This is a genomic window from Stenotrophomonas bentonitica (assembly GCF_013185915.1).
In the GTDB taxonomy this organism is placed as follows: domain Bacteria; phylum Pseudomonadota; class Gammaproteobacteria; order Xanthomonadales; family Xanthomonadaceae; genus Stenotrophomonas; species Stenotrophomonas bentonitica.
In genome coordinates this window covers 133,488-156,100 of record NZ_JAAZUH010000003.1, presented here as the reverse complement: position 1 = coordinate 156,100, position 22,613 = coordinate 133,488, and the positions used below count along the sequence as shown (strand labels likewise).

Here is a 22,613-nt window from a genome sequence, read left to right as displayed (position 1 = left end):
GCGCGCCGCGCCGCGACGCCGGGCCGTGCGCGGCGTTTCGCTGCTGGAGATGCTGCTGGTGGTGGCGCTGATCGCGATCATCGGTGCGGTCACCGCCACCGCCATGAACGGTGGCATCGACGGCATGCGCCTGCGCAATGCGGGCAAGGAGATCGCCAGCCAGCTGCGCTACACGCGCACCCAGGCCATTGCCACCGGTGAGCGCCAACGCTTCCTGATCGACCCGCAGGCGCGCACCTGGGAAGCGGCCAACGGGCGCCATGGCAGCCTGCCGGCCGCCATCGAGGTGCACTTCCGCGGCGCCGGCCAGGTCGCCGGCGTGGCCAGCGGCAAGGGCGGCATCGCGTTCCATCCGGACGGCGGCTCCAGCGGCGGCACCATCGAACTGGGCGTGCGCGACGCGCTGTGGCGCATCGACGTGGCCTGGATCACCGGCGAAGTGCGCTCCGGGCCGGTGCGGGGTGCGCAATGAAACGACAGCGCGGCTATTCGCTGCTGGAAGTGATCGTCGCCTTCGCGCTGCTGGCGCTGGCGCTGACCCTGCTGCTGGGCAGTCTGTCCGGCGCGGCGCGCCAGGTGCACGGCGCCGACCTGCGCACCCGCGCGACCCTGCATGCGCAGTCGCTGCTGGCTGCGACCGGGATCGAGGCACCGCTGCAGGTGGGGCGCACGCAGGGCGACTGGGAAGACGGACGTTACCGCTGGGACCTGCAGGTCGAACCGTATGTCGACCCGCGCGTGGATACACTGCAACCGGCTGCGGCCAGCATCGCCACCGGTCCCACCCTGGCCCAGCTGACCCTGCAGGTGCGCTGGGGCGAGGGCAATGGCGAGCGCCTGCAATGGCGGTCGCTGCGGCTGCTGCCCAACTCGCCGGAAGCAGCGCGATGAACCGCCGCACCGCGCGTGGCTTCACCCTGATCGAAGTGCTGCTGGCCACGGTGCTGCTGGTCGGCGGGCTGGCGCTGGCGTTCGCCACCGTGCGCTCGGCGATGAACATCGCCCAGCGCGGCGAGCGCGTGGCGGCGCAGAACGAGCGCATGCGCGCGGTGGAAGGCTTCCTGCGGCGGCGCCTGAGCATGGCCCTGCCGACCGCCGCCGAGCCGCCCGATCCTACCCGCGAGCCGCTGTACTTCCTCGGCGAACCGCAGCACATGCTGTTCGTGTCCGAACTGCCCGGTTACCTCGGCCGCGGCGGGTCGTACGTGCATGAACTGCAGGTCAACCGCAACGGCAACGACCTGCGCCTGGACGTGGCGCTGACCCTGGTGCAGAACGGCGAGCGCATCGCCGAAACGCCGCCGCGCCCGCCGGAAATGCTGGCCGACGCCCTGCGCGAGGTGGCGTTCCGCTACCGCGGCATCGACCCGCAGAGCGGCCAGCTCGGCGAATGGCAGAGCCAGTGGGACGACACCCGGCGCTTGCCGCTGCTGGTCGAAGTCCGCATCGTGCCGCTGCAGGGACCGGCGTGGCCGCCGATGGTCGCCGCGCTGTCGCAGGCGCGCGAGGCACGCCGATGAGGCACGCACGCGGGGCCGCACTGGTGCTGGTGCTGTGGCTGATCGCGCTGCTCACCGCAGTGGTCGGTGCGTTCGCGCTCAGCGCGCGCATCGAGCACCTGCAGCAGCGGGTGATCGGCGACGATGCGATCGGCCAGGAATATGCGCGCGCCGGACTGGAATACGCGCTGTTCCGCATGCAGCCCTCCGCACTGCAGCCGTCCTGGCAGGCCGACGGCCGCCGGTACCGCTGGGAATTCGATGGCCGCCGCATCGACCTGCGGGTGGTCGACGAGAACGGCAAGATCAATCTCAACCTGGCCGACACCGCCCTGCTCGGCGGTTTCCTGCGCGCGCTGGACGTGGAACCCGGGCGGGCCCAGCAGCTGGCTGGCGCGATTGCGGACTGGCGCGATCCCGACAACCTCAAGCAACCCGGCGGCGGCGCCGAAACGGCCGACTACCAGGCCGCCGGCCTGCCGTATGGCGCGCGCAACGGGCGCTTCGAGACCCTGGGCGAACTGCAGCGGGTGCTGGGGATGGATCCGGACCTGTATGAACGGATGGAACCGATGCTGAGCCTGTACAGTCGGCAGTCGCGTCCGGATCCCCGTTTCGCGGCCGGGCCGGTGCTGACCGCGCTCGGGTTGGACGCCGAGCCGCTTCTGGCCGAACGCGAACGCAACGCGGCGGCGAGCGACGAAAACGTGACCGGCGCGCTTGCCAGTGGCAGCGGCACCTATAGTATCGAGAGCCGCGCGACGGACCCGAGCGGCCGGGTCTCGGTGCTGCGCGCGGTGGTGCGCATGGGCACGGCGGGCACGCCGGGAACGACTTATACGGTACTTCGCTGGGAGCAGGGAATGGCAGCTCGATGACGGTATGGCGGGACAGTCTGGAGCAGGCACGGGGACGGCTCGCGCCCGGCGTGGGCAATGGCCTGCGCTGGTGGCGGCGTTCGCTGCTGGCCTGGTTGCCGCTGCGCTGGCAGTGGGCCATGGGCTGGTCGCAGTCGCGGCTGCTGCTGTCGCGGCATGCCGAGCAGCTGGTGCTGCGCCGCGACACCGCCGAGCAGGTCCAGGCCGTGGCCGAACTGCCGTGGCCGACCGCGCCCGCGGATCTGGAGCGGGCGCTCGACGCGCGCCTGCGCGGACTGCCCCGGCACTGGGTATTGCCGGCCTCTGCGGTGCTGCGCCGCCCGCTGCGCCTGCCGGCCGCGGCCGCGCCGCGCCTGCGCGACGTGGTCGGTTTCGAGATCGACCGGCAGACCCCGTTTGAAGCCAGCCAGGTGCATTACGACGTGCGCGAACTGGGCACGCTGCCCGACGGCCAGCTGCAGGTGGAGCTGGTGGTGATTCCGCGCCAGGCGCTGGAGCAGTGGTCGCAGCAGGCCGGCACCTGGGCGCAGCAGCTGGCCGGGGTGGATGCCGACGATGGCCACGGCCAGCCGCTCGGGGTGAACCTGCTGCCGGCGACCCAGCGCCAGCTCACCCGCGACCCGATGCGGCGCTGGAACGTGCTGCTCGGCTGCGCCGCCGTGGTGCTGCTGGCGCTGGCCGCGACCCAGCTGCTGGACAACCGCCAGGCCGCCGCCGAGCGCCTGCGTGAGCAGGTCGACGCCTCCGCGCGCGATGCCCGCCGCGTGGCCGCGCAACGCCAGCAGCTGCAGGAGCTGGTCGACGGCGCCGCGTTCCTGGAAGCCAAGCGCAGCGAGCACGCCAGCACCGTGGAGCTGTGGAACGAACTCACCCGCCTGCTGCCCGACGGCACCTATCTGGAAAAGCTGTCGGTGGAAGGCAACACCCTGCAGCTGATCGGCCTCAGCCGCGAAGCCTCGCAGCTGGTGCCGCTGCTGCAGGACTCGCCGTTGTGGCGCAAGGTCAACCTGACCGGCGTGCTGCAGGCCGACGGTGGCGCCGGTGGCCGCGACCGCTTCACCCTCACCGCCGAACTGCAGCCGTTGCCCGGCGCACCGGCCCCGACCGCACCGGCCGCTGCCACGCCCGCCCCGGAGGTTGCCGATGGCAATGCCGCCGACACGCCGTGACCGCTGGCTGGCGCTGGGCCTGCTGCTGGCCGCGCTGGCGCTGGCCTACCTGCTGCTGGTGCACCCGTGGTTCACCCGCCCGCTACTGGACATCAACCGCGACATCGCCGAAACGCAGGAGCGCGAACAGCGCGTGCTGGCGCAGCTGGAGCAGCGCGGCCAGGTGCAACAGCGCCTCCAGGAAGTGGAAGCGGCGCTGCAGGGGCGTCCCGGCTTCCTGCGCGAGCCCACCGCGGAATCGGCCGCAGCCGCACTGTCCAGCCGCCTGCAGGACGCGGTCGCCTCGGCCAGCCCGGGCAACCGCAGCTGCACCATAAGCAACCGCTCGCCGCTGACCGACACCGCGCGCGACGCGCAGTTCCCGCGCGTGGCGCTGCAGGTCCGGCTGCGCTGTGGCGTGCCGGAAATGGCGGCGGTGCTGCACACGCTGGAAACCGGCAGCCCGCGCCTGTTCGTGGGCAACCTCAACCTGCTGGCGCAGCGCTTCCAGGCCTCGCCGAATGAAAGCGGCACCGGCCTGGACGTGTCGTTCGAGCTGGTCGGCTACCTCAAGCCCGGTGCCGGCACCGAGGCGATGGCTGCTCCGGCTGCGGCGGCGCCCGATCCGGCCCCGGCCGGGCTGGAACCGGTAGGCTCGGCGATGGCCGCACCGACCGACCCGGGCGTTGCGCAACCGGTAGACGAGGGCACGATCATTGAAGATTGAACTGGCCTCCCTGCGCAGCTGGTGGCTCGGCGGCGTGGTCGCCTGGGCCGCCGCGATCTGGATCGCCACGCTGTTCGGCGTGGGCGGGCGCATTGCGCCGCCGGACGCCGGCGACCGCGTGCCGCCGGCGTTGCCCACCTTGGCGCCGGCCGCGCCGGAACGGCTGGCCTCGGCCGAGTCCTACGCCGCCATCGGCGCGCGCCCGCTGTTTGCCGAAGACCGCAAGCCACGGCCGTACCTGCTCGGTGGCAGTGATGCCGGAAGTACGTCCAGCGCGGTCACCCTGACCGGCGTGCTGCTGACTTCCGAATTCGGCATGGCCATCCTCACCACCGACCAGAAGCAGTCGCTGCGCCTGCGCCTCAATGGCGAGGCGGTGAACGGCTGGCAGCTGGTGGCGTTGGAGCCGCGCAGTGCCACCGTGAACGGACCGGGTGGCACGCAGACGCTGGAGCTGGTGACCTTCAGCGGCCAGGGCGGCGAGCCGCCGACCGTGCTGGGCACGGCCGCAGCCGCAGGGCAGGGCAACGCCGTTCGCCAGCCGCCGCCTCCGCCCTCCAGCCCGCCGCCGCGCGTGCCATCGGCGTCCGCGCAGGCCGCCGAAGCCGCCGCCAATGCAGCCGCGAACGCGGCGGCGGCCGCCGCTGCCGCGACGCAGACACCGAACGCACAGCCTCCCGCGCAGGGACCCAGCGAACAACAGATGCAAGCCATCCGCGCCCGCATCCAGGCGCGCCGCCAGCAATTGCAGCAACAGCAACAGTCGCAGCAGCCGCCGTCAGGCGGCTCCGGCCAAACCAAATAGAGTGAAAGCATGACATTGCGTCTTTTCTCCCTGTCGTTCGCCGTCGCCCTGCTTGCAGGCTGCGCTTCCGTGCCTGCCCCCGAAGTGCAGCGCAATGCGATCCTCACCGGCAAGCACCAGGTCGTGGCCGGCGACGGTTCGCGTGACGGCGTGGACGCGCAGCCGCTGGGCGACGGCGCCCCGCAGCCGGTGATCCGCCGTGGCAGCGGCACCATGATCAACCGCAGCGCGGCGGCGGCACCGTCGCCGGCGTTGTCGCAGGCCAGCACCGGCACCGCCACCTTCAACTTCGAAGGCGAGTCGGTGCACGCGGTGGTCAAGGCGATCCTGGGCGACATGCTCGGCCAGAACTACGTGATCGCCCCCGGCGTGCAGGGCACCGTGACCCTGGCCACGCCCAAGCCGGTGTCTTCGGCGCAGGCGCTGAACCTGCTGGAAATGGTGCTGGGTTGGAACAACGCGCGCATGGTCTACAGCGGCGGCCGCTACAACATCGTGGCCGCCGACCAGGCGTTGGCCGGCACCGTGGCGCCGAGCACCGCACCGGCGGCCAACGCGCGCGGCTTCGAAGTGCGGGTGGTGCCGCTGCAGTACATCTCGGCCACCGAAATGAAGAAGGTGCTGGAGCCGTACGCGCGGCCCAACGCCATCGTCAACGTCGACGGCGGCCGCAACGTGATCACCTTGGGCGGCACCCGCGCGGAACTTGAGAACTACCTGCGCACGGTCGAGATCTTCGACGTGGACTGGCTGTCGGGCATGTCGGTGGGCGTGTTCCCGATCCAGACCGGCAAGGCCGAACAGGTGGCTGCCGACCTCGAAAAAGTGTTCGGTGAGGAGAGCAAGACCCCCAGCGCCGGCATGTTCCGCTTCCTGCCGCTGGAGAACGCCAATGCGGTGCTGGTGATCACCCCGCAGGCGCGCTACCTGGACCAGATCCAGCAGTGGCTGGAGCGCATCGACACCGCCGGTGGCAGTGCGCGGCTGTTCTCCTATGAACTGCGCTACATCAAGGCCAAGGACCTGGCCGAACGCCTGGCCGAAGCCTTCGCCAGCGAGAATGGACGCGGGGGGCGGAGCTTGGACACCTCGCTGGCGCCGGGCGCGAACATCCAGAACCTGAGCAGCAACGACGGCACCGGCGGCACCAGCCTCAACACCGGCAGCACCGGCGGCACCAACCGCACCGGCGGCATGGGCGACGGCACCATGAGCCTGCCGCAGCGCCAGTCCGGCAACGCCAGCTTCAACCTGGAAGTGCAGGGCGATTCGGTCGGCGTTTCCGCGGTCGAGGAAACCAACACGCTGTTGGTGCGCTCCACCCCGCAGGCCTGGCGGTCGATCCGCGAGGTGATCGAGAAGCTCGACGTGATGCCGATGCAGGTACATATCGAAGCGCAGGTGGCCGAAGTGGCGCTGACCGGCGACCTCAGCTACGGCGTGAACTGGTTCTTCGAACAGGCGGTGCAGACCGGCAAGACCGAAAGCGGCATCGACCTGCCCAGCGCGCTCGGCCGCTCGATCTGGGGCAGCATTTCCGGCCGGGTCGGCGACGGTGGCCTCGGCTGGACGTTCCTCGGCAAGAACGCGGCAGCGGTGGTGACCGCGCTGGACAAGGTCAGCAACCTGCGCCTGCTGCAGACCCCGTCGATCTTCGTGCGCAACAATGCCGAAGCCACGCTCAACGTGGGCACCCAGATCCCGATCAACTCGGTGTCGGTCAACACCGGCGTCGGCGGCGACAACACCTACAGCCAGGTCCAGTACCTGGACACCGGCGTGATCCTCAAGGTGCGCCCGCGCATCACCCGCGACGGCGTGGTGTTCCTGGACATCGTGCAGGAAGTCAGTTCGGCCGGTGCGATCCCCAGCGGCTGCGACCCGACCCGCACCACCTGCAACCCGCCGATCAACACCCGCAAGATCTCCACCGAAGCGGCGGTACAGAGCGGCGACACCATCATGCTGGCCGGCCTGATCACCAACAACGACGAAACCGGCGCCGACGGGGTGCCGGGGCTGAGCCGGATCCCGATACTGGGCGCGCTGTTTGGCAAGAAGACCCAGCTCACCGGGCGTTCGGAGGTGATCGTGCTGCTCACCCCGACCATCGTGCGCAACGCGCAGGAGTCGCGGAACCTGACCGACGAATACAGCAACCGCTTCCGCGCGATGGAGCCGTTCCCGGCCCGGCCGAAGCGCTGAACCGGCGGCGGCCGCCCGGTCGGCGGCCGCGCCTGCTACGCTGCGGGCACGACGCCGCGCAGAGGGGAAGGGATGGGGACGATCGTGTTGCTGCCGATCGCGGTCGATGACAGCGCCCTGGACCGCTGCCTGGCCGCGCTGGACGCCGGCAGTCCGCCCGGAACGCCGGCGTGGCTGGCCGACGACGGCCAAGCCGGGCCGCGCGCGCAGGCGGTGATCGAACACTGGCTGGCGCACACCCCACTGCGCGCCGAGTACACCCGCCGCGCACGCCCGATCGGCGAAGTCGCCCACCTGGATGAAATGCTGCGCGCCTGCGAGGGCAGCGACGTGGTGGTGCTGGCGCCGGACGCGGTGCCCGCGCCGGGTTGGCTGCAGCAGCTCGATGCGTGCTTCGCCCGCGATGCCTCGATCGGCTCGGCGACGCCGTGGTGCAACGCCGGCGAAACCGCCGCGTGGCCGCGATTGGGCGAGATCGATCCGATACCCGACAACCTGGAGGCGTTGGCCCAGGCCTGCGCGGCACTGCCCAGCCTGCACCCGGAGCTGCCCTCGGCGGTGACCCATGCGGTGCTGCTGCGGGCCAACGCGCGGCGCAAGGCGGGCGGCCTGGACATGCACAGCTATGCGTCCTGGAACGCGGCGCTGGTCGACCTGAGCCTGCGCATGGCCGGGCTGGGCTGGCGCAATGCACTGTGCGAGAACGCCTTCGTGGCGCGCGAACGCGAGGCGCAGGCACAGGACGGCGACATGGAAGCGTTGGGCACGCGCTGGCCGGCCTGGCAGCCGCGCCTGGCCGGGTTCCTGATGGGCGACCCGCTGCTCCAGCTGCGCCAAGACCTGCAGCGGCTGCACCAGCAGGCGATAATGCCGCGTTCCCAGGGCGATCTGTTCGCGTCGCCCGCCCCGCCCCCGGAGTCGTCGGTTTGAATCCCTGCATTGCCGTAGTGATCGTCAGCTACCAGAGCGCCAGCACCCTGGACGCCTGCCTGGCGCGGTTGCGCGCCGCCGCCGAAGTCGCCGAGATCCGGGTGGTGGACAACGATTCCGACGACGGCACGCTGGACATCGTGCAGCGCCACGCCAGCGCGGATCCGCGCGTGCGCTTCATCGCCAACCCGGACAACCCCGGCTTTGCGGCGGCCAACAACCAGGGCGTGGCCGACAGCCATGCGCCGTGGCTGGCCTTCATCAACCCGGACCTGATGGTCGGCACCGATACGCTGGCGCTGCTGCGCGCGCGCGGGGAGTCGATGGGCGACTGCGTGCTGGGCGTGGAGCAGGTCGACGAGCAGGGCCAGCCGGATGCGGCGGTGCGCCGTCGCGACCCGGATTTCGCGGCGATGCTGCGTCATCCGGGGCAGGGCGCGCGGCTGGCGATCCCGGCCGACCCGGCGCAGACGCTGCAGGTGGTGCCGGCGCTGTCGGGGGCATTGCTGCTGATGCCGCGCGCGCTGTTCGTGCGCATCGGCGGCTGGGACGCGGGTTACCGGCTGCATGCCGAAGACCTGGACCTGTGCCGGCGCGCGCGCGAGGCCGGCGCGGTGGTGGCGATCGCCAACGACCTGCAGGTGGTGCACGTGCGCGGGGTATCGAGCCGGTCGCGGCCGTTCTTCGTGGAGTGGCACAAGCACCGGGGCCTGTGGCGCTACTTCCGCAAGTTCGAAGCGCCGCGCCGCAACGTGCTGGTGCAGGTGGCGGTCTGGGGCGCGATCTGGGCCCGGTGGTCGGTACATGTGGCCAAGCGCATAATCCGGCCATGATCATCCAATCGCTGCTGGACACCGACCTCTACAAATTCACCATGATGCAGGCGGTGCTGCACCAGCACCCCGGCGCGCAGGTGCAGTACCGGTTCAAGTGCCGCACGCCCGGCATCGACCTGGCGGCGTACATCGACCAGATCAACGCCGAAATCGACCACCTGTGCACGCTGCGCTTCACGGCTGAAGAGCTGGATTACATGCGCGGGCTTCGCTTCGTGAAGCCGGACTTCGCCGACTTCCTCGGCCTGTTCCACCTGGACCGCAAGTACATCGACCTGCGTGCGTCGCAGACCGTGCCGGGCGAGATCGAGCTGGACATCACCGGACCGTGGCTGCACACGATCCTGTTCGAGGTGCCGCTGCTGGCGATCATCAACGAGGTCTGGTTCCGTAATGCCAGCACGCCGGATTTCGCCGAGGGCGAGCGCCGCCTGCAGGCCAAGACCGCGCTGCTGCGCGACACGCCGGGCTTCGAGCTGTGCCGCATCGCCGACTACGGCAGTCGCCGCCGTTATTCGCGCGACTGGCATGCGCGGATGCTGCCGATGATGCGCGAGGCATTGGGCGATCAGTTCGTGGGCACCAGCAATGTGCATTTCGCGCGGCTGTATGGGATGACGCCGCACGGCACGATGGCGCACGAGTACCTGCAGGCATTCCAGGCGCTGGGACCGCGGCTGCGCGATTCGCAGGTGGCGGCGCTGGAATCGTGGGCGCGCGAGTACCGGGGCGACCTGGGCATCGCGCTGTCGGACGTGGTCGGGCTGGAGGCGTTCCTGCGCGACTTCGACATGTATTTCTGCAAGCTCTTCGACGGGGTGCGGCACGATTCGGGCGACCCGTTCAGCTGGGGCGACCGGATGCTGGCGCACTTCAAGGAGCGTCGGGTGGATCCGCGCAGCAAGGTGCTGGTGTTCAGCGACGGGCTGAACATCGAGAAGGTGATGCGCCTGTTCGATTACTTCCGTGGCCGCTGCCAGGTGGCGTTCGGGGTCGGCACGCACCTGACCAACGACCTGGGCCCGACGCCGTTGAACATCGTGATCAAGATGGTCCGCTGCAACGGCCAGCCGGTGGCCAAGCTCAGCGATTCGCCGGGCAAGAGCATGTGCGACGACCCGGGCTACCTGGCGTACCTGCGCCAGGTATTCGAGCTGCCGCCGGAATAGAAAAAATCATTCGAGCGCGTACCGCGCCACGAACAATGCGGCCACCAGCCAAACGGCCGGATGCACTTCCCGCCAGCGCCCGGTGCCAGCCTTCAACGCGGCATACGCGATGAACCCGAACGCCAACCCGTTCGCGATCGAATAGGTGAACGGCATTGCCAGCGCGCAGAGCGCGGCAGGTACGGATTCGGTGAGGTCGTTCCATTCGACATCGACCAGCTCACGCAGCATCAACCCGGCGACGAACAACAGCGCGGGCGCGGTGGCATAGCCGGGCACCATGCCGGCCAGCGGGGAGAACAGCAGCGCAGCCAGGAATAATGCGGCTACCACCAGGGCGGTGAGCCCGGTACGCCCACCCGCCTGCACACCAGAGGCGCTTTCGGCAAATGCAGTAGTGCTGCTGGTGCCCAGCAGGGAGCCGGCGACGATGGCAGTGCTGTCGGCAAGCAACGCGCGACCAAACCGCTTCTGCGAACCGGGCAGTTTGAGCAGCCCGGCGCGGCCGACAACGCCATACAGGGTGCCGGTGGCGTCGAACACTTCAACGAGCACGAACACGAGCACGACCTGCAGGAGCACGGCGAGCGGGGCGCCGCCGTCGTGGTGGAGCAGGCCGGGCAGGTCGAGCTGGAGGAAGGTGGGGGCAAGGCTGGGCGGCAGGGAAACGATGCCGTGGTACTGGACGTTGCCAAGCAGCCAGGCGGCACCGGTGACGGCGAGGATGCCGATCAGGATGGCGCCTTTGATGCGGCGTGCTTCCAGGATGGAGATCAGCAGGAAGCCGGCGAGGGCGAGCAGGGGCGGGGCGGTGTTGAGCGGGCCGAGCGCGACGAGGGTGTCGGGGTTGGCGACGATGACGCCGGACTTCTGCAGGGCGATGATGGCGAGGAACAGGCCGATGCCGGCAACGATCGAGGCGCGCAGGGAGGCGGGAATGCCTTCGACCAGCCAGGCACGCACGCCGGTCAGTGAGAGGGCGAGGAATACGAGGCCGGAAATGAAGACGGCGGCGAGCGCCTGTTGCCAGGGCAGGCCGGCGGCGCCGACGACGGTGAAGGCGAAGAACGCATTCAACCCCATGCCGGGCGCCATGCCGACCGGGAAGTTGGCGGCGAACGCCATCACCAGCGAGCCCAGCGCGGCGGCCAGGCAGGTGGCGATGAATACGGCGCCCGGGTCCATGCCGGTGGTGGACAGGATGTCGGGGTTAACGAAGACGATGTAGGACATCGTCAGGAACGTGGTCAGCCCGGCCAGCAGTTCGGTGCGCACGGTGGTGCCGTGCTTTTCGAGCTGGAACAGGCGTTCAAACAGTTTCATGGTGGGGGATCCATTGAAAGGCGAATCAGAGCGACAGCAACAGCAACAGCAACAGCAACAGCCTTCGTCTGGTGGTGCCACTGGCTGGGGTCGGCGGGCGGGGGGGTACGGGACACGCCTTATACCCTCCGGGCCCCGGCCCAGCCGCCAGCGGCTGGGCGTTCAGTCGCACGCGAGGCAGTGCCTCGCAAGCAGTGCGCCTTCACCCCGTTAGGCTCGGGCGGCACATCCATGTGCCTTCACGGTCCCGTACCCCCCCACCCGCCGACCCCTCGATAGAACATCGGTGGCCTGGGAACGGCAACGGCAACGCATCGTCGGCATCGCGTAGGGACACGCCATGCGTGTTCGCTCTTGCCAACCGCACGCGACCAACTATCGGGGGCGGCCGGCGGGTAGCCCCGGAGGGACGCTAGAAAACATGGATGTTTTCTAGCAGCCCCCATGGATGGGTTCACGGCGTGTCCCGGAGCGGGGCTGCCCGACGGCCGCCCCAGCTCGTACAAATGAAAACGCCGCGCTTTGAGCGTTGCACCCAAACCACAAAAACAAAACGGCCGCGCGAGCGCGGCCGTTTCACTGTTACTTCAGCGCCTTGAAGCGCAGGCGCTTCGGGGCGGCGTCGTCGCCCATGCGGCGGCGCTTGTCTTCTTCGTACTCGCGGTAGTTGCCCTGGAAGAACTCCACGTGCGAGTCGCCTTCGAACGCCAGGATGTGGGTCGCGATGCGATCCAGGAACCAGCGGTCATGCGAAATCACGAACGTGTTGCCCGGGAACTCCAGCAGCGCATCTTCCAGCGCACGCAGGGTTTCGATGTCCAGGTCGTTCGACGGTTCGTCGAGCAGCAGCACGTTGCCACCCTGCAGCAGGGTCTTGGCCATGTGCAGGCGGCCACGCTCACCACCGGACAGCGAGCCCACCAGCTTCTGCTGGTCCTGGCCCTTGAAGTTGAAGCGGCCGATGTAGGCGCGCGACTGGATCTCTACACCGTTGATGTTGAGGATGTCCAGGCCACCCGCGATTTCCTGGAACACGTTGTGGTTGCCTTCCAGCGCGTCGCGGCTCTGGTCCACGTACGACAGCTGCACCGTCGGACCGACCACGATCTCGCCCGAATCCGGCTTTTCCTGGCCGGTGATCATCTTGAACAGCGTCGACTTACCCGCACCGTTCGGACCGATGATGCCCACGATCGCACCCGGCGGCACCAGGAAGTTCAGATCGTCGAACAGCAGGCGGTCGCCGAACTTCTTCGACACGTTCTTGAACTCCATCACCGAGTTGCCCAGGCGCTCCCCCGGCGGGATGAAGATTTCATTGGTTTCGTTGCGCTTCTGGTAATCGACCGACTGCAGCTCTTCCAGGCGGGCCAGACGCGCCTTGCCCTTGGTGCGGCCACCCTTGGCGTTCTGGCGCGACCACTCCAGTTCCTTCTGGATCGCCTTCTGGCGGGCCTTTTCCTGGTTGTCTTCCTGCTTCAGGCGCTCTTCCTTCTGCATCAGCCAGTCGGTGTAGTTGCCCTTCCACGGAATGCCGCGGCCGCGGTCCAGTTCCAGGATCCACTCGGCGGCGTTGTCCAGGAAGTACCGGTCATGGGTCACCGCCACCACCGTGCCGGTGTAGCGCGCCAGGAACTGTTCCAGCCATTCCACCGACTCCGCGTCGAGGTGGTTGGTCGGTTCGTCGAGCAGCAGCATGTCCGGCTTCTGCAGCAGCAGGCGGCACAGCGCCACGCGGCGCTTTTCACCGCCCGACAGCTTGCCCACGATCGCATCCCACGGCGGCAGGCGCAGCGCGTCGGCGGCCACGTCCAGCTGGTTTTCCAGGGTGTGCGCATCTCCGGCAGCCAGGATCGCCTCCAGGCGCTCCTGTTCCTTGGCCAGCTTGTCGAAATCGGCACCTTCCTCGGCATAGGCCAGGTACACCGCGTCCAGCGCGGCCTGGGCCTGCAGCACTTCGCCCACGCCTTCCTCGACCGCTTCACGCACGGTCTTGGTCGGGTCCAGCTCCGGTTCCTGGGCCAGGTAGCCGACCTTGATGCCGGCCTGCGGGCGGGCTTCGCCCTCGAAGTCGGTATCCACGCCGGCCATGATCTTCAGCACCGTCGACTTGCCGGCGCCGTTCAGGCCGAGCAGGCCGATCTTGGCACCCGGGAAGAACGACAGCGAGATGTCCTTGATGATCTGCCGCTTGGGCGGGACCACCTTGCTGACGCGGTTCATGGTGTAGATGTATTGCGAGGACATGAGCTCTCCGAAGGCGCAACCCTGCGCCCGTTCCGGCAGGAACAGGAACAGAAGGAAAAAGGATGGGCTCAATTATAGCCGGAAGCGCCGCCAGCCGCCGAACGGCCCATGGGGCGGGGCTTGCCACTGCCTGAATGGGCGGTCAAAGCGGTGCAAATGGAAACCGTTTCCAGCGGGAAACCGTTCAGATGTCGTCAGCATGATAGGAAGCGTCAATCCACCAAGCGAGGCCAATCATGCGCATCAATCGAATTGTGGTCGGAACCGTGGCCTCGCTGCTGGCGCTGGGCAGCATTGCCCCGGCCTTTGCCGACGACCACCGTGGCCGTGGCCACGACAGGCACGAGCGTCACGAGGATCGTCGTGAACGCCATGAAGACCGCCGCGAACGTCGCGAGGACCACCGCTAGTGGCACGAAGACCGTCGCGAAGCCCGCCATGACCGCCGCTACTACGACAATCGCCGCTACTACCGTCCGGCCCCGCCGCCGCGCGTGGTCTACCGTCCGGCGCCGCGCCCGGTCTACGGCGGCTACGGCTGGGCCCGTGGCCACCGCTACAACGAGTACTACCGGGGCCCGGTCTACGTGGTCAACGACTACAGCCGCTACTCGGTGCGCCGCCCGCCGCGTGACCACCACTGGATCCGCGACGACCGTGGCAACCTGCTGCTGGTCGCCATCGCCACCGGGATCATCGCGGACTACGTGATCAACCGTTGATCCCGGGGCAGCCACGCAGGGCGTGGCTCTACCGGCGGGACACGGGTAGAGCCACGCCCTGCGTGGCTGACGCGGACCCGACCCCAGGCGCGCCCCAAGGGCGCGCTTTTTCGTTCCAGCCCCGGTTCCGCCTTACAATCACAGGCCCGCTGTTCCCCCCTTCTGCCTGGAGTAAGCGATGTTCCCGCGTGACGTCCGCATCGAAACCTACGATCCCGAACTGGCCAAGGCCATTGCCGCCGAAACCCAGCGTCAGGAAGACCACGTCGAGCTGATCGCCAGCGAGAACTACACCAGCCCGGCCGTGATGGAAGCCCAGGGCAGCCAGCTGACCAACAAGTACGCCGAAGGCTACCCGGGCAAGCGCTACTACGGCGGCTGCGAGTACGTGGACATCGCCGAACAGCTGGCGATCGACCGCCTCAAGCAGCTGTTCGACGCCGACTACGCCAACGTGCAGCCGCACAGCGGCTCGCAGGCCAACCAGGCGGTGTACTTCGCGCTGCTGCAGCCGGGCGACACCATCCTGGGCATGAGCCTGGCCCACGGCGGCCACCTGACCCACGGCGCCAAGGTCAATGCCTCCGGCAAGATCTTCAATGCCGTGCAGTACGGCGTGAACGAGCAGGGCCTGATCGATTACGACGAAGTCGAACGCCTGGCCCTGGAGCACAAGCCGAAGATGGTCGTGGCCGGCTTCTCCGCCTATTCGCAGGTGGTGGACTGGGCGCGCTTCCGTGCCATCGCCGACAAGGTCGGCGCCTACCTGTTCGTGGACATGGCCCACGTGGCCGGCCTGATCGCCGCCGGCGTCTATCCGAGCCCGCTGCCGCACGCCCACGTGGTCACCTCGACCACCCACAAGACCCTGCGCGGTCCGCGCGGCGGCATCATCGTGGCCAAGGGCGCCGGCGAAGAGATCGAGAAGAAGCTGCAGTCGGTGGTGTTCCCGGGCATCCAGGGCGGCCCGCTGATGCACGTCATCGCGGCCAAGGCCGTGGCCTTCAAGGAAGCGCTGGAGCCGGGCTTCAAGGCCTACCAGCAGCAGGTGGTGAAGAACGCCCAGGCGATGGCCACCACCCTGATCGCGCGCGGCTACAAGATCGTCTCCGGCGGCACCGAAAACCACCTGATGCTGGTCGACATGATCGGCAAGGACGTGTCCGGCAAGGACGCGGAAGCCGCCCTCGGCAAGGCCCACATCACCGTCAACAAGAATTCGGTGCCGAACGACCCGCGTTCGCCGTTCGTGACCTCGGGCCTGCGCCTGGGCACCCCGGCGGTGACCACCCGTGGCTACACCGAGCAGGACTGCGTCGAACTGGCCAACCTGATCGCCGACGTGCTCGACGCGCCGGCCGATGCCGCGGTGATCGCCCGCGTCCGCGACGCGGTCAGCGCCCAGTGCCGCAAGTACCCGGTCTACGGCTGATGTACCTCCCGGCAGCGGCGCCAGGCGTCGCTGCCGGGAACCATGAACCACGTCCCGATTTGTACGCCACGGTCTTCTCAGGTACCTTTGCGACGCTGCCGTGACCACGGCATGACGTTTTCCTGATGCAAGGCGTTCCATGTACTGTCCGTTCTGCCAGCATGCCGATACCCGGGTGATCGACTCGCGCGTCTCCGAAGACGGCGCGACGATCCGCCGTCGGCGCGAGTGCGAGGCCTGCAACGAGCGCTTCAGCACCCTGGAAACCATCGAATTGAAGCTGCCGGCGATCGTCAAGAGCGACGGCAGCCGTGAGCAGTTCGACGCGCGCAAGCTGCGGGTCGGCTTCGACCGCGCGCTGCAGAAGCGCCCGGTGCCCGAAGACAAGATCGAACTGGCGGTGCGCGCGGTGATGCAGCAGCTGCGCATGTGCGGCGAGCGCGAAATCCCCTCGATCAAGGTCGGCGAGTTCGTGATGAACGAACTGCGCAAGCTCGACCATGTCGCGTATGTCCGGTTTGCCTCGGTCTACCGCAGCTTCGAAGACGTCGCCGATTTCCGCGAGGAAATCGAGAAGCTCGAACGCGAGCTGCCGGCCAGCACCGAACAGCTGCAGCTGCTGGGCGATGTGATCGCCCTGACCAAGAAAAAGAAGGGGTAGAGCGGGGCTCTGCCCCGCTGATCGGGATCTCTGCCCCGCGGCCTCCCGCACCCCGCCTGCATTACCATCAGGCAATGAGCACTTTCTCCACCCTCGACCACCTGCACATGGCGCACGCCCTGCGCCTGGCCGAACGCGCCCGCTTCACCGCACGGCCCAACCCCATGGTGGGCTGCGTCATCGCCCACGACGACCGCGTGGTCGGCGAAGGCTGGCACCAGCGCACCGGCGGCCCGCATGCGGAAGTGTTCGCGCTGCGGCAGGCGGGCGAGGAAGCACAAGGCGCCACGGCTTACGTCACCCTGGAACCCTGCGCCCATTACGGTCGCACGCCGCCGTGCGCCCTCGCACTGATCGAAGCCGGCGTCTCGCGCGTGGTCGCCGCCATGCGCGACCCGTTCCCCAAGGTCGACGGTGGCGGTTTCACCCTGTTGCGCGAGGCCGGCATCGAGGTCGCTGAAGGCCTGATGGCCGCGCAGGCGCGTGAGCTCAACCTCGGCTTCCTGTCGCGGGTCGAGCGCGGCCGCCCGTGGCTGCGGGTCAAGCTCGCCGCCAGCCTGGACGGCCGTACCGCGATGGCCGACGGCAGCTCCAAATGGATCACCGGCGCCGCCGCCCGCGAAGACGTGCAGCAGTGGCGCGCACGCGCCGGCGCGATCCTGACCGGCGCCGACACCGTGCTTGCCGACGACCCGCAGCTTACCGTGCGCCTGTCCGGCACCGAGGTGATCCCGCCGCTTCGGGTGGTGCTGGACTCACGCCTGCGTTCGCTGGAATGCGCCCGCGTCCGCGAGGGTGGGGCGCCCACGCTGTACCTGCACGATGCATCGGTGAGCGCGCCGGACGCTGCCGATGCCGAATTCGCCAGCGTGCCCAGCGTTGACGGCCACCTGGACCTGGCCGCGGTGCTGGCCCTGCTGGCCGACCGCGGCATCAATGAAGTACATACCGAGGCCGGCGCCACCCTCTGCGGCGCACTACTGGCCGGCGGCTGGGTGGACGAACTCCTGCTCTACCAGGCGCCGACCCTGCTCGGCGAACACGGCAGGCCGCTGCTGGCAGGCCTCGGCATCCACAGCATGGAGCAGCAGCAAAGGCTGCGGCTGGTAGACCAACGCCAGGTGGGTCAGGACCTGCGGCTGCTGCTGCGCACCTGAGCGACAGGCAAAAAAAAAACGGGCCCCTTTCGGGGCCCGTCGATCATGGCGCGGTTGAGCGCAGCCCGATCGGTAACTCAGAAGCTGGCGCGCACGCCCACCGAGTACTGGGTGATGTCGTCGAAGTACTGGACTTCGCCGACCAGGCCCCAGGTGCGGTTGAACTTGACCTGGCCGCCCAGGGTGCCGATCCACTCGCCGTCCATGTCGCTGCCATCGATGTAGCCGGCCTTCAGCCAGGCTTCGGTGGCGCGCGACGGCTTGCCGCGCAGGCCAGCGGTAACGCGACCGGCGTTGGTGTGCGTCTTCAGGCTCTGGTCCGCCCAGTTGTCCTGCTTCAACGTCAGTTCGTCGTTGATGCGCATCCAGGCGATGTCGGTGGTGAAGTCCAGGCGGTCGGTGAACGGCATGTGGTAGCCGATGCCCAGTTCCGGCTGGTTGAGTTCCTGCTTGATGCTGACGCGACCGAAGTCGTCGCTCAGGTCATAGGTTTCCGAGACCTGGCTGTAGCCACCGAACACGTACACCTGTTCGGCAATGGCGAACGAGCCACGCACGTAGCCGCCATCCAGCTTCGGGTTGCTGCCCGGGCTGCTGATCTGCAGCTGGGTCCAGCCACCTTCGACCCAGGTGTAGCTCATGCTGTCGGCAGCGGAGGCGGTGAGCGGGGCAGCGGCCAGCAGAGCGGCGGCCAGGGCGATGATCTTGCGCATGAATTTCCTTTGGGAGTGAGGTCCGTTTCAGCCGTCCCTTCAGTGGACAGCGGGGCGGCGTTCTACGCCGCGGGGCGCATCTTAACAAAAGTTTCACAGAAAGCGACCACTCAGCCAGCGCTGTTACAATGGCCGGGCCGGTTCGCCGGTATACAAACGTCTTCAGGGCGGGGTGCGATTCCCCACCGGCGGTAGGTGCGCAAGCACGAGCCCGCGAGCGCTTCCGGCCCCGCCGGAAGGTCAGCAGATCCGGTCCGATGCCGGAGCCGACGGTATAGTCCGGATGAAAGAAGACGGTGCCACAGGGCCTACGCGGCCCTGCGCCCGCCTGTTTGCCTTGCGGCGTTTTTCGCTCACTTTTCGCGGAGAACGTTAGTGTTTACTGGAATCATCGAAGGCGTCGGCCACCTGGCCGCTCGCGATCCCCTTGGCGGCGATGTCCGCTTCACCTTCCACGTTGGCAGCCTGCCGTTCGAACACGTGCAGATGGGCGAGAGCATCGCCATCAACGGCGTGTGCCTGACCGTGGTCGCCTTCGACGCGACCTCGTTCGCGGCCGATGCCTCGACCGAGACGCTCGGCCTGACCACGCTGGGCCAGCTGGCACCGGGCGCGGTAATCAACCTGGAACGCGCGATGCGCCCGACCGACCGCCTCGGCGGCCACCTGGTCAGCGGCCATGTCGACGGCCTGGGCCAGGTGCTGTCCATCCATGAGGACGCGCGCGCCCAGCGCTGGCGCTTTGCCGCCCCGGCCGGGCTGCTGCGCTACATCGCCAAGAAGGGGTCGATCTGCGTGGACGGGGTCAGCCTGACCGTCAATGAAGTGGACGATGTCGGCTTCGAGGTCGCGCTGATTCCGCATACCGTGGCCAACACCGCCTTCGCCGCCACCGGCGTGGGCAGCGCGGTGAACCTGGAAATCGACCTGGTCGCCCGTTACGTCGAACGTCTGATCGCCCCCCAGGCACAGGAAGCCCGCGCATGAACTTCGCCCCCATCCCCGAGATCCTCGAGGACATCCGCCTCGGCCGCATGGTGGTCATCGTCGACGACGAAGACCGCGAGAACGAAGGCGACCTGATCATGGCCGCCGAGCTGGTCAAGCCGTCGGACATCAATTTCATGGTCACCCACGGCCGTGGCCTGGTGTGCCTGCCGCTGACCCGCGAGCGGGCCGCCGACCTCGGCCTGGCGCCGATGGTGCAGGCCAATACCGCGCAGTTCCAGACCAACTTCACGGTGAGCATCGAGGCCGCCGAAGGGGTCACCACCGGCATTTCCGCCTACGACCGCGCGCATACCATCCGCACTGCGGTGAAGCCCGACGCCAAGCCGGCCGACCTGCACCAGCCGGGCCACATCTTCCCGCTGATCGCCCAGCCGGGCGGTGTGCTGACCCGCGCCGGGCACACCGAAGCCGGCGTCGACCTGGCCATGCTGGCCGGGCTGGAACCGGCCGGCGTGCTGGTGGAGATCCTCAACCCGGACGGCAGCATGGCGCGCCGCCCGGAGCTGGAAGTGTTCGCCCGCGAGCATGGCCTGAAGATCGGCTCGATCGCCGACCTGATCGCCTACCGGCTGGCCACCGAAAAGACCGTCGAGCGCGTCGACGAGCGCGACATCGACACCGAGTTCGGCCCGTTCAAGCTGGTCACCTACCGCGACCGGATCGCCCACGACCTGCATTTCGCGCTGGTCCGTGGCACCCCGGACACCGAGCCGACCCTGGTCCGGGTCCAGGTGGAGAACCCGCTGGCCGACCTGCTGCACTGGCGCCGCGACGATTTCGGCGTGGCCGCCACCGACGCCCTGCGCGCCATTGCCGCCGCCGAACGCGGCGTGATGGTGGTGCTCTCGGCCCCGCGCGACACCAACAGCCTGCTGGCCCGCCTGCGCCAGCAGCCGCAGCCGGTCACCCCGGGCAAGGACAAGGACGTGAGCCAGTGGCGCCGCAACGGTGCCGGCGCCCAGATCCTGTCCGACCTCGGCCTGGGCAAGCTGCGCGTGCTCGGCACCCCGCGCCGCCAGATCGGCCTGGCCGGCTACGGCCTGGAAATCATAGACACCGTCACCCCGTAGGCGCGTAGCGACACGCCATGCGTGTCCCCGCAGACCCAACCCACGCGCAAACGCCCGGGCATCGCCCGGGCGTACGGTAGAATATCCCCCCAATCAGGATTCCCCCCTCGACCATGAGCCACTACGAAGGCGACCTTCGCACCCCCGAAGCGGCCCGTTTCGCCATCCTTGCCAGCCGCTGGAATGCCCGCATCACCGACGTGCTGGTGGCCGGCGCGCGCCAGAGCCTGGCCGGCAACGGCATCGAGGAAGCCGCCATCGACGTGATCCGCGTCCCGGGCGCCTGGGAACTGCCGCTGGTGGCCGCCCGCCTGGCCGCCGCGCATGAACATGCCGCGATCATCGCCCTGGGCTGTGTGATCCGTGGCGACACCCGCCACTACGAACACGTGGCCGATGGCTGCGCCGAAGGCCTGATGCGCGTGCAGCTGGACTTCGGCGTGCCGGTGCTCAATGGCGTGCTGGCCGTGGAACGTGCCGAGGACGCCGAAGCGCGCGCCGGTGGCAGCCACGGCAACAAGGGTGAGGAAGCCGCACTGACGGCGTTGGAAATGGTCAATCTTCTGGAGCAGTTGCCGTGAACAAGTCAAACCCGGGCAAGCCCTCCGGCAAGCCGGTCCGCCGCGATGGCATCGACCCCGTGCTGCGCTCGCGCGCGCGCCGTCGTGCCCTGCAGGCCATCTACGCGTGGCAGATCTCCGGCGGCAATGCGCAGTCTGTGATCGCCCAGTTCGCCCACGAACAGGCCCGCGAAATCGCCGACCTGGCCTACTTCGAGGCGCTGGTGCACGGCGTGCTGGACCACCGCAAGAGCCTGGACGAAGCGCTGGATCCGTTCGTGGACCGCGGCATCGACGAGGTCGATGCGATCGAGCGCGCCGCGCTGCGCGTGGCCGCCTATGAACTGCTGTACCGGCAGGACGTGCCGTACCGCGTGGTGATCAACGAAGCGATCGAGTCGACCAAGCGCTTCGGTTCCGAACACGGCCACACCTATGTCAACGGTGTGCTGGACCGCGCAGCGGTCGAGTGGCGCAAGACCGAAAGCGGACACTGAGCCGCGGCCCGGGCATGCCATGTCCCTTGCCGAATTCTCCCTGATCGAACGCATCCGCACGCGCACCCGCGCGCGTGCCGACGTGGTGCTCGGCATCGGCGACGATGCCGCGCTGCTGCAGCCGCGTGGCGGCGAGCAGCTGGTGGTGACCGCCGACACGCTCAACAGTGGTGTGCACTTCCCGGCCGAAACCCCGCCGTACGACATCGGCTGGAAAACCCTGGCGGTGAACCTGTCCGACCTGGCCTCGATGGGCGCGCGCCCATCGTGGTGCGTACTGGCGCTGTCGCTGCCGGACGCGGAAACGGAGTGGGTGGACGCGTTTGCCGACGGTTTCTTCGCCCTGGCCGACCTGCATGACATCGTACTGGTCGGCGGCGACACCACGCGCGGCCCGCTGTCGCTGTCGGTCACCGCGATGGGGCAGGTCGCCGCAGGCACGGCACTGCGCCGCGACGCCGCCCAGGTGGGCGACGACATCTGGGTCAGCGGCACGCTCGGCGATGCGGCGGTGGCGCTGCGCGCCTGGCAGGCCGGTACGCTGGACGTGCGCTTTCCGGCCGAAGACGCCCAGGTGGATCACCTGCGCCAGCGCCTGGCCCGGCCCACGCCGCGGGTGGCACTGGGTGCCGCATTGGTGGGCATTGCGCATGCGGCGGTAGACATCTCCGACGGCCTGCTGGCCGACCTTGGCCACATCTGCGAGCGCAGTGGGGTCGGTGCGCTGATCGATCCCGAACAGCTGCCCATTTCCGCAGCCGCGCGCGCCCGCATCGGCCTGGCCCATGCGCGCGACGCCGCGCTGCGCGGCGGCGACGACTACGAACTGTGTTTCACCGCTGCGCCTGCGCAGCGTGCAGCGCTGGCTGACCTGGCCAGCCGTCTGGCGCTGCCGCTCACCCGTGTCGGCGCCATCGTCGCCGGCAACGGCGTCAGCACCGGCAGTGACTCCAGCGGCCCCAGCGGCTACGAACACTTCAACGAGCTGTAAGCCAACGGCGTCGCCCCCCACGTAGAGCGGAG

The 22,613-nt window shown here is 68.8% G+C and carries 22 protein-coding genes, 1 pseudogene and 1 riboswitch; of the genes and pseudogenes, 20 read left to right on the top strand and 3 right to left on the bottom strand.

Annotated features, from left to right (window positions below):
• Window positions 1–49 precede the first annotated feature (49 nt).
• From xpsH to pncB, 11 genes are all read left to right on the top strand, one after another.
• Window positions 50–472, top strand: coding sequence for a type II secretion system protein XpsH (gene xpsH / locus HGB51_RS16665; RefSeq protein ID WP_070207778.1), 423 nt, complete (start codon window positions 50–52; stop codon window positions 470–472).
• Window positions 469–891 carry a type II secretion system protein XpsI gene (gene xpsI / locus HGB51_RS16660; protein ID WP_070207748.1) on the top strand — a complete coding sequence of 141 codons (423 nt, stop codon included), beginning with the start codon at window positions 469–471 and terminating at the stop codon, window positions 889–891. Before xpsH ends, xpsI begins: the two co-directional genes overlap by 4 nt.
• A complete protein-coding gene (locus HGB51_RS16655) occupies window positions 888–1,520 on the top strand; it encodes a type II secretion system protein J (RefSeq protein WP_070207749.1) in 633 nt (210 codons plus the stop codon). Before xpsI ends, HGB51_RS16655 begins: the two co-directional genes overlap by 4 nt.
• A complete protein-coding gene (locus tag HGB51_RS16650; protein WP_070207750.1) occupies window positions 1,517–2,377 on the top strand; it encodes a type II secretion system minor pseudopilin in 861 nt (286 codons plus the stop codon). The genes HGB51_RS16655 and HGB51_RS16650 overlap by 4 nt, the downstream gene beginning before the upstream one ends.
• Window positions 2,374–3,546 carry a PilN domain-containing protein gene (locus HGB51_RS16645; RefSeq protein WP_070207751.1) on the top strand — a complete coding sequence of 391 codons (1,173 nt, stop codon included), beginning with the start codon at window positions 2,374–2,376 and terminating at the stop codon, window positions 3,544–3,546. Before HGB51_RS16650 ends, HGB51_RS16645 begins: the two co-directional genes overlap by 4 nt.
• Entirely contained in the window at window positions 3,521–4,252 is a 732-nt protein-coding gene (gene gspM / locus HGB51_RS16640) for a type II secretion system protein GspM (protein WP_070207752.1), read from the top strand. Before HGB51_RS16645 ends, gspM begins: the two co-directional genes overlap by 26 nt.
• Entirely contained in the window at window positions 4,242–5,057 is an 816-nt protein-coding gene (locus HGB51_RS16635; protein WP_070207753.1) for a general secretion pathway protein GspN, read from the top strand. Before gspM ends, HGB51_RS16635 begins: the two co-directional genes overlap by 11 nt.
• A 9-nt stretch (window positions 5,058–5,066) precedes the next feature.
• A complete protein-coding gene (gspD, locus tag HGB51_RS16630; protein WP_070207754.1) occupies window positions 5,067–7,262 on the top strand; it encodes a type II secretion system secretin GspD in 2,196 nt (731 codons plus the stop codon).
• 72 nt (window positions 7,263–7,334) lie between these two features.
• Window positions 7,335–8,192 (top strand): glycosyltransferase family 2 protein, encoded by an 858-nt coding sequence (locus HGB51_RS16625; RefSeq protein WP_070207755.1) that lies wholly within the window; start codon window positions 7,335–7,337, stop codon window positions 8,190–8,192.
• Window positions 8,189–9,025 (top strand): glycosyltransferase family 2 protein, encoded by an 837-nt coding sequence (locus HGB51_RS16620; protein ID WP_070207756.1) that lies wholly within the window; start codon window positions 8,189–8,191, stop codon window positions 9,023–9,025. Before HGB51_RS16625 ends, HGB51_RS16620 begins: the two co-directional genes overlap by 4 nt.
• Window positions 9,022–10,197, top strand: coding sequence for a nicotinate phosphoribosyltransferase (gene pncB / locus HGB51_RS16615; RefSeq protein WP_070207757.1), 1,176 nt, complete (start codon window positions 9,022–9,024; stop codon window positions 10,195–10,197). The genes HGB51_RS16620 and pncB overlap by 4 nt, the downstream gene beginning before the upstream one ends.
• A gap of 6 nt (window positions 10,198–10,203) precedes the next feature.
• Here the strand turns inward: pncB and HGB51_RS16610 are convergent, their stop codons facing one another.
• Window positions 10,204–11,520 carry an NCS2 family permease gene (locus HGB51_RS16610; protein ID WP_070207758.1) on the bottom strand — a complete coding sequence of 439 codons (1,317 nt, stop codon included), beginning with the start codon at window positions 11,518–11,520 and terminating at the stop codon, window positions 10,204–10,206.
• Window positions 11,521–12,102: 582 nt separating this feature from the next.
• Window positions 12,103–13,767 carry an energy-dependent translational throttle protein EttA gene (gene ettA / locus HGB51_RS16605; RefSeq protein WP_070207759.1) on the bottom strand — a complete coding sequence of 555 codons (1,665 nt, stop codon included), beginning with the start codon at window positions 13,765–13,767 and terminating at the stop codon, window positions 12,103–12,105.
• 236 nt (window positions 13,768–14,003) lie between these two features.
• Between ettA and HGB51_RS16600 the strand changes: the two are divergent.
• The 4 genes and pseudogenes from HGB51_RS16600 (at window position 14,004) to ribD (ending at window position 17,739) form a co-directional block, all read left to right on the top strand.
• Window positions 14,004–14,489: pseudogene (locus HGB51_RS16600) on the top strand (RcnB family protein).
• A gap of 178 nt (window positions 14,490–14,667) precedes the next feature.
• Window positions 14,668–15,921 (top strand): serine hydroxymethyltransferase, encoded by a 1,254-nt coding sequence (gene glyA / locus HGB51_RS16595; RefSeq protein ID WP_070207760.1) that lies wholly within the window; start codon window positions 14,668–14,670, stop codon window positions 15,919–15,921.
• 139 nt (window positions 15,922–16,060) lie between these two features.
• On the top strand, window positions 16,061–16,582 hold the full coding sequence (nrdR, locus tag HGB51_RS16590; RefSeq protein ID WP_070207761.1) for a transcriptional regulator NrdR: 522 nt from the start codon (window positions 16,061–16,063) through the stop codon (window positions 16,580–16,582).
• A 74-nt stretch (window positions 16,583–16,656) separates the two neighbouring features.
• Window positions 16,657–17,739 carry a bifunctional diaminohydroxyphosphoribosylaminopyrimidine deaminase/5-amino-6-(5-phosphoribosylamino)uracil reductase RibD gene (gene ribD / locus HGB51_RS16585; protein ID WP_070207762.1) on the top strand — a complete coding sequence of 361 codons (1,083 nt, stop codon included), beginning with the start codon at window positions 16,657–16,659 and terminating at the stop codon, window positions 17,737–17,739.
• 77 nt (window positions 17,740–17,816) lie between these two features.
• On the opposite strand, the gene HGB51_RS16580 is transcribed toward ribD, so the two are convergent.
• Window positions 17,817–18,452: a hypothetical protein gene (locus HGB51_RS16580; protein WP_070207763.1), complete on the bottom strand. Its 636-nt coding sequence runs from the start codon at window positions 18,450–18,452 to the stop codon at window positions 17,817–17,819.
• 154 nt (window positions 18,453–18,606) lie between these two features.
• Window positions 18,607–18,751, top strand: a riboswitch (FMN riboswitch).
• Between the two features lie 76 nt (window positions 18,752–18,827).
• Between HGB51_RS16580 and HGB51_RS16575 the strand changes: the two genes are divergently transcribed.
• From HGB51_RS16575 to thiL, 5 genes are all read left to right on the top strand, one after another.
• Complete coding sequence (locus HGB51_RS16575; protein WP_070207764.1) at window positions 18,828–19,439, top strand: riboflavin synthase; 612 nt, start codon at window positions 18,828–18,830, stop codon at window positions 19,437–19,439.
• Window positions 19,436–20,533, top strand: a complete 1,098-nt coding sequence (gene ribB, locus HGB51_RS16570; protein WP_070207765.1) for a 3,4-dihydroxy-2-butanone-4-phosphate synthase — start codon at window positions 19,436–19,438, stop codon at window positions 20,531–20,533. The genes HGB51_RS16575 and ribB overlap by 4 nt, the downstream gene beginning before the upstream one ends.
• 113 nt (window positions 20,534–20,646) lie before the next feature.
• Window positions 20,647–21,114 carry a 6,7-dimethyl-8-ribityllumazine synthase gene (gene ribH / locus HGB51_RS16565; protein WP_070207766.1) on the top strand — a complete coding sequence of 156 codons (468 nt, stop codon included), beginning with the start codon at window positions 20,647–20,649 and terminating at the stop codon, window positions 21,112–21,114.
• On the top strand, window positions 21,111–21,590 hold the full coding sequence (nusB, locus tag HGB51_RS16560) for a transcription antitermination factor NusB (RefSeq protein WP_070207767.1): 480 nt from the start codon (window positions 21,111–21,113) through the stop codon (window positions 21,588–21,590). Before ribH ends, nusB begins: the two co-directional genes overlap by 4 nt.
• Window positions 21,591–21,609: 19 nt before the next feature.
• The gene (thiL, locus tag HGB51_RS16555; protein ID WP_070207768.1) at window positions 21,610–22,581 is read left to right on the top strand and encodes a thiamine-phosphate kinase; all 972 of its coding nucleotides are present in this window, start codon (window positions 21,610–21,612) and stop codon (window positions 22,579–22,581) included.
• Window positions 22,582–22,613 lie beyond the last annotated feature (32 nt).